Below are 13,981 nucleotides of genomic sequence, written 5' to 3' on the forward strand. Positions count from 1 at the left end.
TTATTCGTATCTCAAGGATTCTATTGGGTCTAATCTCGCTGCTTTTGTTGCAGGGTATAAACCAGAAATAACAGCAACAATAAAGGCAATACTTGTTGCCCAGATCATAGCCACCCACGGGGTAGAGAACTCAAGGTCAAATCCAGATGCAACACCCCAACCAATCAGTATACCTAAGGTTATTCCGAGGATACCGCCAAGTTGCCCAATGATAATAGTTTCCATAAAAAACTGAAATGCAATGGTTCTTCGCTTAGCACCTAAGGCCTTGCGCACGCCGATCTCACGAGTACGTTCACTCACAGAAACAAGCATAATATTCATCAGGGCGATCGTTGATCCAAAAATGGTAATAATACTAATAACCCAAGCCGCTATATATAGAGTACTTGTATTTTCAGCAACACGATTTATTAAGTCCTCGCTGCGTTCTATGCCGAAGTTGTTTTCTTCAACAGGATTTAATCCTCGTACATTTCTAAAGGTAAGAATGGCATCATCTTGAGCACCTTCGAGCATATCGGTTTTATCGACTTTCACACTAAGTCTGTAATTAATATTAGGGCTTGTAAAGATTGATCGTGCTTTTTGTATCGGCATTACGACGGTTAAATCTTGGTTATTTCCAAAGGTTGAACCCTTCTCTTTGATCACACCAACCACTTTGAATTTTGAACCTCTAACACTTATGGTTTTGTCTATAGGATTTTCTTCAGGGAACAAGGCCTTTTGAAGATCACTACCAATAACACAAACGGCATTGTTGTTTTCAACATCCGCAAAGTTTAGGGAGCGGCCATTCTCAATTTCTAAACCAGAATTCTCAATATAGTACTCATTAGAACCGATTACAGCAACCTCAGGGTCTGTTTTTTTGTTTTCATATTTTACTTCGGAAGTCACCGAGCCATAAAACGAAACAGCCACCTGCGTGAATGGATAGTCGTAATTATCTATAAAGTCCTTAACATTTCGATAGCTAATAACCGGATTTATTTTTTGGCGTTCTCTACTGCTCTGACGTTGTGCTCTAAACTCATACCGTTGAAAATTAAAGGTATTAGCACCCATCGAAGAAAAATTGCTCGAAATGGTATTTTCTAAGGCCGAAACACCACTTAAAATACCCACCAGAGCCATAATACCTATAGCAATGATCAAAACGGTTAAAATGGTACGTAGAAGCTGACTTTTTATAGAGCCAAAAGCAATTTTAATATTCTCTCTAGCTAGTGAAAACATAGTCTTTTCTAAAGTTAGTTAGGTTGTTTATAACCATAAGACGTTCTAAACAGCATAAAGTTACTATAAATTTAAAATTCCTTGGGTTTGCCTATAAAATTTATAATATTTTTGTGACAAATAAATTGTGAACATGGCGCAAAAACCAAGCATTCCTAAAGGTACACGAGATTTTAATGCTGTTGAAGTAGCAAAGCGTTCTTACATTATGGATACCATAAAAGAACAATTTGAGCTCTATGGATTTCAACCTATTGAGACCCCAAGTTTTGAGAATTCTCAAACACTTATGGGGAAATATGGTGATGAAGGTGATCGTCTGATCTTTAAGATTTTGAATTCAGGGGAATATTTAAAAAAGATTTCTGAAGATGATTATGCTTCAAGATCTGAAGCTAATTTCACTCCAAAAATTTCAGAAAAGGCACTTCGCTATGATCTTACCGTACCATTTGCACGCTATGTAGTTCAGCACCAAAATGAGATCGAATTTCCTTTCAAACGCTATCAAATTCAACCTGTATGGCGTGCCGATCGCCCACAGAAAGGGCGTTTCAGAGAGTTTTATCAATGTGATGCTGACGTTGTAGGATCGACCTCTTTGTTTCAGGAAGTTGAATTTATTCAATTGTATGATGCCGTTTTTTCAGCTTTAAAATTAGAAAGTGCAACAATAAAGATTAACAATCGAAAGATTTTGTCTGGGATAGCTGAAGTTATTGGTGCTCAGGACAAGTTGATCGATTTTACCGTAGCGCTCGATAAGCTCGATAAAATAGGCGAGGAGAAGGTGAAAGAAGAGATGCGTTCTAAAGGCATTTCTGAAGCGGGTATTGCTCAACTTCAACCTTTGTTTTCACTCGAAGGGGATTTTGCAACTCAGGTAGGTACTTTGAAATCAATTCTGAACTCATCAGAAATAGGATTAAAAGGTATTGAAGAGCTAGAATTTATTGATGGTGCTATTTCAAACTTAGGATTGAAAACGGCTCAACTTCAGTTAGATGTTACCTTAGCAAGAGGTCTTAATTATTACACAGGCGCCATTTTTGAAGTTTCTGCACCAGAAGGCGTAAATATGGGTTCAATTGGTGGCGGCGGTCGCTATGATGATCTTACGAGTATTTTTGGTAAACCAGATACGAGTGGCGTAGGAATCAGTTTTGGCTTAGATCGTATTTATTTAGTTTTAGAAGAATTAGATCTCTTTCCGGAAACGATCACTGATGCTACGAAGGTTTTATTTATAAATTTTGGTGAGCAAGAAGCGATGGCCTGTTTAAACGCTGTTACAGCTTTAAGAGCTGAAAATATCAAGGCAGAGTTATATCCGGATTCAGCTAAAATGAAAAAGCAAATGACGTATGCAAACAGGCGTAATATTCCTTATGTAGTTTTAGTAGGTGAGGAGGAGCTCAATTCGAATACCTTCACGTTAAAGACCATGGAGACCGGAGAGCAACAAGAATTAGATTTGCCGTCCTTAATTAATATACTGCGATGAATATATAAATGTATTAAAGTAAAAAAGCCCTGAATTTCTTCAGGGCTTTTTCGTAGGTTAAGATTTAAGATTTGGGGCAAAAATTACTTAACTAAAACTTTCTTAGTCGATACTGAACCGCTTACAGTATATAACTTAATGACATAAGTTCCAGTACTTAAATTCTTAACTTCATATTCGGAGTAACCGCTCTCCGAAATATTTTCGATAGTGTAAACCGATTGACCTAGCATATTGAATAGCTCAATAGATTGTACTTCTATAAGGTTAGGGTTAATTAAAACAATTCGTTCTTTATCATTTGAGTAGAGAACATCAAGACTATTATGATCAACTTCATCATCTCCTAAGGTCGCAACAGAATTTCTGAAAACAATATCAAAACGTTCTGTATATTCACCTGTATTCAAGAAGATCTCGTAATCACTTTCTCTAAGGTCGTGGTATATACCTAATTGCTTATCGTGCACATAGATATTAACCTCATTCGACACATTCTCTAATGAATCTATTGTGATAGAGTTTAATCCATCTTCATGTACTTTAATACCGATTGGGTAGATGTGATTAAGATCATCATCGTTACTTCCCTGAATCACATATTTTTCATCATCTAGCATCCAGTACATATCATCTGTTAGGTTATCGATCAATTTAGCATCGTACGCCCAATCTACATCGATAGTTGCATTCTGATCGATAGTTAACAAGATCTGTCTATGAAGTTGCATATTATAACTTGCATTGAAGCCAAATCTGAACTTCATTCTAGTATCTGCATTTTCATCTTCGTTATCGTCATTACTTGCAAGATTAGGATCTGCATTTCTAACAAACAATGAGCTCGATCCGCCTTCCCTTTGGAATGCACGCTGATCATTTTCAAAAGTGATCGTTCCGTTACTTGTTCCAGTAACAAAGAATCCTTGCGACACAGGTACGTACTGTCCAGGTATTTTTGTACCTACACCAACTTGTGCTACATCAGGATCTGGTGCAGGAGCAGCCAATCCACCTGATAAATTATAAGTCGCGTAACCACCTTGATATTCTTGTAATATATGAGTTCCGCCACCCCAGTGCTCCCAGAAATAAAGTGTTCCGGAAAGATCTGGATTGTCATTAATAAACTCATCTGCATTTAGGGCCGAGGCATAAGGATTACCAACTAAGTAATCATTATCCTGGCTAATAGGCAATGTAATATCTCCGTTATTAGGCTTTCCTAAGAAGACATAGTTTTGATCATCTGAGATGCCACCAGTTCCAGGACCTTTCATTGTAAAGCCTTCACCCGCCAGCAAATTACCTGTACGTCTTACGTGTATCCATGCTGAATAGTCATCACTTGTTAAGTTGGCAAATTTCCAAATCCAATAATCAGCAATTTCAATAGGGCTTCCACTAGAACCGTTATAGTTATTCGTAATGAAATCTATCGGGGTTGTATCATCGTACATAATGTCTTGTACCGTATAGCTGTATTCATTGGTTCCTGCATCAGTTTCACCAACCGGAGCAGACCAATAATTATAAGTGAATGTATCAGCAGTACCTTGTTGGTCTTTTTCTAATTCACCATTAACAGCTACAACAAGATCACTATCTTCTGTTTGAATTAATTGTGACTCACCTTCAAGATCTATTTTACCTGTTAGGCTCAAATAATGTGTTACAGTTAATCCGTTACCAGTTTGCGTTGCATTATTACCCGAAACAGTAAGTTCATTTGCGTCTACATATAAACCAAGTACATTTCTGTTATCGTTATTACCTGAAGGTAAAGATGAATTATCTAATGTTACATCATGTGATGTTCTAACAATATTCCAATTTACTGTCGTTGTTGGATCAACAATTGAAGGCGATCCAGGAATATACTGTACATCACCATTTGCCCATGTAGTACTGGTATCCCAGTCACCTGCCTGAGTCGATTCGTATGGCAATGGTGCTGTTTGTCTGTCAACCGTATCAAGATTTCTTAATGCACCTTGATTACCGTTACCCGAAGCATCATCGGTGTTCGTATAGGTATAAACAGACATTGGGTAATATCCGGCTAGATCAGACCAAGGAATAGCATCAATATCATTTTTAGTAATCGATGTTGGTAATTCTTTACCCATTACCTGACCAGAATTATCTTCAATTTCTTGATTCATAACAAATCGTAATTGATCCTGAGTGAGTGCTGTATTCCAAACTCTAACTTCATCGATATTACCTCTAAAATGTTGGGTAATTGTTCCTTTACCAGCTGCAGCAATTAAGAAGGAATCATCAGTATCCACTGGTGCACTTCTGGCTGTAGATCTATTTAATACACCATCAATGTATAAGTAGATCGTTGTACCGTCGTAAATAGCAGCAACATGGTGCCATTCGTCATCTGGTATACCTACATTAGCATTTAAGGATTGTGTACCACTACCATTAATCCAGTACATCTGAATTCTGTTGGCATCTGAAATTCTAAAGTCATAACCAGACGAGAATGTTGTTGGTCGTTTTGAAACAATAGACTTAGTACCTGTATCTGCTGCATCACGCTTAATCCATGCAGAAATTGTAAATCCTGAAGCATCTAGGTCAAGATTGTCTTCCATATCTACATAATCAACAGCTCCATCAAAATACACTGAACGCTCAACAACTACTTGAGGTGCATATCCGAATGTGATGTATTTGGTACCGTCAAAGTCGTATTCAGTTTCTAAATTTCCATTTCCATCAGAAGTCATTACTCTATAATCCGCAGTTGGATCGAAAACACCAGTATTAGAAATGAACATGTAATAACTTCCTGGAGGTGTAATATTTCTTACCGCCTGTTCTTCTAATCTTACTTTAACTGTTGGAATATCACCACCATTTTCAACAACCTTCCAAACACGTTGCATGCCTGTAAAAGTAACGTTTGTTGTTAGTGCAGGTGTAATACCAGCACTCATGTTGACGGTAATGGTTGATGCTGCTAAATTTAAATCAGCACCATTATTACCCCACATTAGAAATTCCTTATCGTTGAAGGTTGTAGTATTAGTTGACTTATTAATATTATTAGTATCGTAAATGTCGGTTAATCCCATGGTTAAGACACCTTCAATTCTACCAGTACCATCAGTAGCGTTATTAACACTTCTAGATTGTTTTTGGTTGAGGTTAGAGTCGTCATCTCTACCAATACCTCCAATATCATAGTTGTAACCACTGTTAGCTGATTGATCCCATATAACAGTTCCATCACTATCTACATAATCTTGAGTTGTACCGTTTACACCTAGCGTAATACCATATTTAATAGCTAAGTAAGACATAATTCTGTTTCGCTCATCGGTTAAGTCTGTATCACTTTTTCTTGACGAAAATGTAATAACCTCAGCAACTCTACCGTTTAATGACGCTTCCCAACCTTCACTACGACCAAGCCACCATCTTGAATCATCGGTATTCATATACTCGGCGGTATCGTTTTGGGTAGTTTCAATATCATTGGCGTTATAGTATAATTCTTGTTGCGTATTGGCAGTATTATTTCTTGTATTGATAATACCAACATTATCATAGCTTGAACCTGTTCCGATTTCGGCTACCGCATAACCATCTCCAGATTCAGAACTCGTGTAGGAGTCATGCGCATAAATTATGATTTCACCACTAACTCTTCCTGAGTAATCACCAAGACCAATACCAGTTGCATCTTCTGCAGGTGTATCTAAATGTGCATCACTACAGAATACATCCATAAATCCAAAGGAGTTATTAATTGGCGTATCATCTGGCATGAACACAATAAATATTTCCTGCGTATAGAATCCATAGTCACCTGATAGAAATTCAGAATTTGTATCGTCATGAGAGAAATCCGTATCCCTTGTAAAGGTTGAATAGGTATTATCAAATTCGATAACTGGGTTAAAGTTTATGTTGCTTGTAGCATTATCACGATAAGTTGGTGCCTGAGAACTTACTTCAACACGAGCATCAGAACCTAATCCTTGATCTTCCCATGCCGTTACATCTTGTCCGTCAGTGTAAGTGTGACCATCATCTGTTTTTAACCAAAGTGCTAAATCAGATGTAATTCCACCAGGACCAGTAGTAGGGGTAGCTTTGTCTTCAATAGTAACAAAATCTATGGCCATATCACTAGTAGTGCCTGTACTTACTTCACCTCTAAATCGTATCTGTACTGTTTGACCAACATAACCGCTAAGGTCTACAGTAATTGCTGTAAATGAACTGTTGGTATACGTATGGTTCTGACCTACTTGAGAAAATACCGTAGTTGGGTATGAGAGTCCATTATCTGTACTCAATTCTACATAAAGATCTCCCATTGAAGTACCAAACATGTGATAAAAGAAAGTCATTCTAGGATTTGCAGTACCTGTTAGATCAAAACAAGGACTGATCAATTGGGCAGTACTACTTGTATTTCCATCCGCTTCTGTAAATATGTAATAACTACCATCTCTGGCAGCATCAGGTCCAGTACTTGCTGTTGGAGTTGAACCTGTAGTTCTCGACCAATCAAAATCATCTTGTACACCATCAATATCTTGAGTCCATAATCCGAAACCAGATTCGAAGCTCTCCTGATAAGGATAAGAAGATACGGTTGATGTACAGGCTCCCGGTGTAATACCGAAACCTTGAATACTAAAGTTGTAAGGATTTTCGTCACTATCACCGTTAACAATACTTACGGTGGCTGTTCTAAGACCAACAGCACTTGGGTCGAATGTTATTTCGAAAGTTGTACTTCCAGAAGCAGCTACAGATGCAGCCGGACTTGAAGTTACAGTAAAATCTGCCGCATGTGTACCACCAATAGTGATGGTTCCTACAGATAAACTTAAGGTTCCTGTATTTTGAATAGTAAAGGTATTAGCATTGGTTGAACCCGTAACTGAGATCGCACCAAAATCAGTGTCATCACTTGGGTCTGGCGTAGCATCTCCATCCACAATTGTTACACCATTTCCTTGAACATTAATCTCTGGCGCAGGCGTATAACCTGTACCTTGAATATCAAAATTATATGGGTTTTCATCACTATCATCGTTGGCAATAGAAACAGATGCTGTTCTTAAACCGTCTGCACTTGGATCGAATGTAATTTGGAATGTTGTAGTTCCACTTGCACTAATTGGAGTAGTAGGAGTAACTACTAAACTAAAGTCTGCTGCGTTTGTACCAGATATTGTAACATATGGTGAACTACCTGTTAAATTTAGATCAAGTGTACCATTATTTTCTATTGTAAACGTATGTGTATCAGTACCACCTGCTGTTACGACGTTACCAAAATCAGTATCATCGCTTACATCTGGTGTAGTATCACCATCAGCAATACTTACAGCATTACCTGTAATATTCATTTCAGGCTGTGGAACATTAGCAATAATATTTACTGTATAATCTTCTACTTCACCAAAATTTGGGTTGTTACAAGGATCGGTTACTACAATAGCATCATCCATAACAACTCGCATTCTCGTATTACCTAAAGCTGCACCCAAAGGAACGGTAAACGTTCCGGTTTGAGGTGAAGTCGTATTAGGACCTACTTGTAAAATAATCTCACCGGCTTCGAATACATAATCCTGATCGAAATCGATCCAAACTGTTACACCTTCTGTATATTGCGTACCTGGCCAGAATGGTGTTACGGAAATTCCGTTTCCAGTAGAGCCTTGTGTAAGGTCTGTAGGAGCAACACTACCTGTAAAATCTGAATAACCTGTGCTCGTTGTACCAGCACCAGAGTTGTTGTTTATCGTTCCAACCGTAACGTTACTAATCCATTCAAACGTATCATTTGCTGAAGCTGCAGAACAGTAACTAGGTGAATAACCTGTACCTTGGATATCAAAATTATATGGGTTTTCGTTTGAATCGTTATTAGCGATCGAGATCGACGCTGTTCTTACGCCATCGGCACTTGGATCGAAAGTAATTTGAAATGTTGTAGATCCACTAGCACTTATGGTTGAAGATGGTATTGTAGTTACTGAAAAATCCGCGGCATTAGTACCGGAGATCGTAACATAAGGTGAACTACCTGTTAAATTCAAATTTGAAATTCCAGTATTTTGAATGGTGAATGTATGAGCTTGTGTACCACCAGAAGTGATCACTGAACCAAAATCTGTATCATCGCCCACGGATGGCGTTGTGTCTCCATCAGCAATTGTACTTCCATTACCTTGAATGTTTATTTCGGGTCCGGTTGGTGTATTAATAGCCGATAAGTCTACAATCTGAATCTCATGATTCATGGTATTACCACTTCTATGTGCCCAGTGTGCAGCTTGTGTTGTTGAATTAAAGTAATAGTTTCTCCAACCTCTACCATAGGCAGTACCACCACCAGAACTAATAGATGATCCTACAATTAAAGCTTGATTAGTGTTAGTTAAACCAGCTGAGCTAATATCGATAGTTGTTTCACCTTGGGAATTAGACGTATCTTGAAACCTTGTTACGTTTAGATCTGCATGCGTTAGAACATGAACAAAATGTCTGTTACTGCTTCCGCCATATCCAGATTGAAAGGTCCAATCTACCGTTTGATCGTTAGATCCTGGGTCCATCATAGGCCAGTTATCTACAATACCTTGGTTTGTTCCGTCGTTGGTATTATCACCTCGGTGTTGTGCAAAGATTATGGCTTCACTCCAAGCACTTACGTCGGTTGCTGTACCTGTACCGTCAGAATTATCTCTTAAAGTTAAAGTACCACTTGAACTGCTTACGGTACCAGAATCACCGTGTAAAACCGTCCAGTTACTTCCTGTAAATTCTACTACAGTGACGTAAACGGTAACGTTGTTGGCGTTTGTTCCTTTTTGAACTCTTAATGTTGTTGAATTTTCTAAATAAGCAATGGCTGAACCAGAATCTGATCCCCCCGAATTTTTATCTGAAATAATTCCTGTTATAAATGGAATACAATCATCTGCATTTGTAATTCCTGTTAAAGCTTGAGTGACACTGTTTGTTGTCCCATTTAATGAAATAGCATAGCGTCCTCTTACGATCATTTCATTATTACCTCCTGGCGCACCAATATACTCCCATATCGAGGTATTAAATCGTGCTGTATAAGTACTTGATGATCCCGATGCTCTATAATAGCTTAGTGTGCCTGTTCCGGTTAAAACGCTGGCACCAGAGACGTCATCAATAGCGAGAGTACTTGCAAATCCACTAAAGCCTCCATTCATCTTCCTATTGTTATTAGGTAGAGCGAACGCATTGTTGGTTGATGATACTGCGGTAAAACTGGTATTAGATCCACCAGTATTGCCTATATCATCTTGTAAATGCTGGACATTAAAGTCTTGGGCAGTTGCAATGTAGTTGAACATTAAAAATAATGACAACAACACATACTCCTTTAAGGTTAGAGTAAAAGTTTTCATAAGCGGTTAAGTTTAGTTTGGGACTAAAATTATGTGTCAAACATAAAGCATAAATCTATTAAGTGCAAAAATAATCGATGAAATGCACACTAAAATTTTAACATACTGAAATTCAATACTATAAAAACGGTCAATTTCATGCGTGTTTGCGGCGTTTTTTGCTTAAGGTGAAAGACCTATTGCTTAATAAGCTGTTTTACAATTGTTTGGTTTGAAGTAACATCTCTAAGTTGCAGTAGATATGTACCATTATTGAAGGCATTCAAATTTGAAAGTTTCAAAATATCGTTAGATAATGTTTCAATGCTTTCACTATATACTAATCGACTCAAAGAATCATATATATCAATTGAAAATTCATGTCCTAATAATGATGAAGGAATTTTGATTTCTACATCATTGGTAAACGGGTTTGGAAAAATCTTAATGTCATTCAAAGCCAATTCTTCAATACCAAGAGTCTGTTCTGAAATATTAACGGTGTAGTCCTCAACTTCACCATAAGTAAATGTTTCACAAGGATCAGTTTGAAATGTACCTTCATTCGCATTGTTATAATATTTCATAATAACACGCATTACTGTATTACCAGTTTTGGCAGTATTAGGAATGTCAAAAGTATTAGAAACTGTCTGAGGATTTATAAAAGCACCAGCCTCGAGAATTTTTTCGTCATTAGTGAAAATACCATCCTGACTATAATCAATCCAAGCTGAAACGGCTTCATTATATTGCGTACCATCCCAATATTTCATTACAGAAATTGTATGACCAGAGCTTCCTGCTTCCATCGGATTGAATATTGAAAGACTCTTATAGTTAGAATAACCTGCAGATGTAGATCCGACTGAATTATTGGTAATGCCATTCAAACTAACTTCACCAATATATTCGTCATTAATATTGCTTCCCTCTGCATTACAGTATACCACAGCACCTGTAGTAAAGTTATCAGCGGTAGAATACGCTGATGTATTTGAGCCGCAATTAGAACGTACTTCATATTCATAATCAGTTTCAGGATTTAATCCTGATAGATCATAGGAGGTTGAATCCACGTCTAATATATCGATCCATGTCGATGCACCAACTTCTCTATATCTAATATCAAAACTAGAGCCATTGGTTACCGTCCAGTTCAACGTTACAGAAGATGAGACTATATTGGTTACATTCAAACTGTTGGGAACGGTAGGTGTAAGAGGCGTCATTAAAACATCCGCTAATGATCTAGACTGATAGTTGCCAATAGTTTCACTACTTAGAGTTACAGACTGATAGCAAGGCGCTTCAAACAAAAGGTCGTAAGTCCCAGCAAATATTGGTCGGTAATAATCGCCATCAACATCAGAAACGGTCCACGATCCAAGTGCATCATGTCCTACAGCCGTGATAGTTGCACCTTCAATAGGGTTGCCGGTTGAAGCATCTTTCACAAATCCATTAAAACCATAAGTTCCTTGTACCAAGTAATCTAATAAGGCTTCTCTATTATAATTCCAGAAGTCGTCAAGTTGGTTTGCTGGCGGTTTTTTAGTATTTGAAAGTTCAATAGTAACTTCTTTACAATGATGATCGTGATTCATAAAATCTTGACGACCACCATTTACCAGATACCAATCAGCGCCATGGGTTATACCATTATTTTCATCGTCCATATAACCAGCAGGGCCGTCATTTTGAGCGTTATCTCTATACTCACCAGCAGTTAGAATAAACCAAGAATCGTCTGGATGTCTGTCGTAGGTATTATCCCATGGATAATTAACTAGTTCTATTCCACCGTGAAAATTCGCTGAGATCACAAAATGATGATCTTCAGCCAATTGCATAAATGCCAAGGTTTCAGTCTGATAAACTTGGCCATCGGTATGTGCTCCTCCTAGATTATCTGGATAATTTCTATTAAGATCTACATTATTGCCGTTTCCTCTTCGTGCATTCGCTACAGACGTGTTATCTGAGCTTAAGTGATATGTACCATCTGGATTGGCGTTAGGGTTGATCCATATTTCAGAACCATTAACGAGGTTAAAGATTCTTGTATGGTCTGCGTGTGTATTGTCCTTGTATGCGGTAATGATATAGTCAATGAGATTCAGCATCATAGGAAAACCAGCTATTTCGTCACCATGCATAGAGGATGTATATAATAATTTAGGTTCGGTCTCATCAGTTGAAACATTATCTGAGATTTTAACGAAAAGCAGTTCTTTATCCCCTTGACCGGTAGTTCCAATGCTGAAGAAATCGACAATATCAGAATGTTCGGTTTCAAAATTTTGCATTTGTGCAGCATAGTCTGCATAGGTTGGATATACGGTCATAGGAAATTCGAGCGTATAACCAGGTTTTGGTGCTCTTGAATATAAACTAAGGTCGTTAGACATAAGCCTATCGTTAACGTCATTATCTTCTTTATATACTTTGAATGGAATATCTAAAGTGAGAAAGTTTTGAAACTGCTCATTATTTGCCCACACTTTAACAAGATTAGTCTCATTATTGAGGGTTACAATGGTCATAGACTTAGAGAGTTCCTTAATTTGGTTTTTATCATCAATTTTAAACTCGAAAGTGAGTTCGCCTTGAGATGAAAGTAATTCATCAATTTCATGTTTGGTTAATTCTTGTGAATTAGCGGCGAGAATAGATAATAGTATAGCGGTTAAGCAAAGTGTAATTTTTTTCATCAGATTTGGGATTGAATGAAATCATTATGCAGGCTAATATATCAATTAAATTCAATAAACATCCATAAAAGGTAAAAAAAACCGATGAAATACATAATTTTGATTAATTATGAAAGATTTGATTTTAATTTTCTTACATAATTCAAATTAATAATTAACTATTTAGTTAGCTTTTTATAGTCGGTAAGCTGATAAATATCATGGGAAAATAGAATTGACAATGGTAACTTTAAATTCAAGGAAATTAAAATCTGTTCGCTATGTTATCTATCTTATTGCCCACCGATTTTTCTGAGAACTCTATTAATGCCATCAGATATGCATTAGAGTTTTATAGGGATGAAGATTGTAAATTTCATTTTTTACATTGCTATCCGCCCGTCATATTTTCATACGAATATCAAATAGAAAGAGGGCTTGTTGGGAAAAATATACATGATATCGTTCAAGGCGAAACTAAAGAACGCTTATATGAACTTGCTATTTCGATGATGAGAGATCATGGTAATGGTCAGAAATTTGATGTCGAAGTTGTAACGGGTTTTTTACCAGATCAGGTAGCTCGTGTGGCTTCCGACAACAAAATTGATCTCATCGTTATGGGAACAAAAGGCGAAACGGGTTCTGATAGAGTAGTTTTCGGTACAAATACAATTCAGGTGATTAATAAACGCTGTTGCCCAGTTATTGCCGTTCCTGAAGGATTCGAGTTTAATGGTATTGATAATATTCTGTTTCCTTCAGATTTAAATTTGACATTTTCTTATAACCATTTAAAGGATATTACCAAAGTTCTTGAGTTGCATCAATGCAATGTCAATATCCTTCATATTTCATTTAGAGGGTTAACATCAACACAGCGTAAGCATAAGGCACTTTTGGAGGAGGCCTTTTCAGATCATAAAACCAACTTCGTTGTTGAGGACAGTAAAGACGTTACAGATATCATATATGATTATCAACAAAAAAATAAATCTGAGCTTTTAGTAATGATAAATAACAAGCACATGTTTTTTGAAAATCTATTCTTTAAGCCTACGATTTCTAAGATTGCAATGCATTTAAGTACGCCGTTTTTGGTAATTCCGGCATAAGGTATTTTGAGTTAA

The 13,981-nt window shown here is 37.2% G+C and carries 5 protein-coding genes; 2 read left to right on the forward strand and 3 right to left on the reverse strand.

Going from position 1 to position 13,981, the window contains the following annotated elements:
* Nucleotides 1-1,242, reverse strand: coding sequence for an ABC transporter permease (locus DDY94_RS10155; protein WP_111683989.1), 1,242 nt, complete (start codon nucleotides 1,240-1,242; stop codon nucleotides 1-3).
* Between the two features lie 133 nt (nucleotides 1,243-1,375).
* Between DDY94_RS10155 and hisS the strand changes: the two genes are divergently transcribed.
* A complete protein-coding gene (gene hisS / locus DDY94_RS10160) occupies nucleotides 1,376-2,746 on the forward strand; it encodes a histidine--tRNA ligase (protein ID WP_111683990.1) in 1,371 nt (456 codons plus the stop codon).
* An 83-nt stretch (nucleotides 2,747-2,829) separates the two neighbouring features.
* Here hisS and DDY94_RS10165 read toward each other — a convergent pair whose 3' ends face one another.
* Together DDY94_RS10165 and DDY94_RS10170 are read right to left on the reverse strand one after the other, a co-directional pair.
* A complete protein-coding gene (locus tag DDY94_RS10165; protein ID WP_111683991.1) occupies nucleotides 2,830-10,179 on the reverse strand; it encodes a choice-of-anchor D domain-containing protein in 7,350 nt (2,449 codons plus the stop codon).
* Nucleotides 10,180-10,355: 176 nt separating this feature from the next.
* Nucleotides 10,356-12,872 carry a M14 family zinc carboxypeptidase gene (locus DDY94_RS10170; RefSeq protein ID WP_111683992.1) on the reverse strand — a complete coding sequence of 839 codons (2,517 nt, stop codon included), beginning with the start codon at nucleotides 12,870-12,872 and terminating at the stop codon, nucleotides 10,356-10,358.
* Nucleotides 12,873-13,132: 260 nt separating this feature from the next.
* On the opposite strand from DDY94_RS10170, the gene DDY94_RS10175 reads away from it, so the two are divergent.
* The gene (locus DDY94_RS10175) at nucleotides 13,133-13,966 is read left to right on the forward strand and encodes a universal stress protein (protein ID WP_111683993.1); all 834 of its coding nucleotides are present in this window, start codon (nucleotides 13,133-13,135) and stop codon (nucleotides 13,964-13,966) included.
* Nucleotides 13,967-13,981 lie beyond the last annotated feature (15 nt).

Source organism: Winogradskyella tangerina, assembly GCF_003260205.1.
Classification (GTDB): Bacteria; Bacteroidota; Bacteroidia; order Flavobacteriales; family Flavobacteriaceae; genus Winogradskyella; species Winogradskyella tangerina.

Bases quoted from the DNA above. Each gene is read 5' to 3' on its own strand.
- DDY94_RS10155 (WP_111683989.1), bottom strand. From the start codon at position 1,242: ATGTTTTCACTAGCTAGAGAGAATATTAAAATTGCTTTTGGCTCTATA.
- hisS (WP_111683990.1), top strand. From the start codon at position 1,376: ATGGCGCAAAAACCAAGCATTCCTAAAGGTACACGAGATTTTAATGCT.
- DDY94_RS10165 (WP_111683991.1), bottom strand. From the start codon at position 10,179: ATGAAAACTTTTACTCTAACCTTAAAGGAGTATGTGTTGTTGTCATTA.
- DDY94_RS10170 (WP_111683992.1), bottom strand. From the start codon at position 12,872: ATGAAAAAAATTACACTTTGCTTAACCGCTATACTATTATCTATTCTC.
- DDY94_RS10175 (WP_111683993.1), top strand. From the start codon at position 13,133: ATGTTATCTATCTTATTGCCCACCGATTTTTCTGAGAACTCTATTAAT.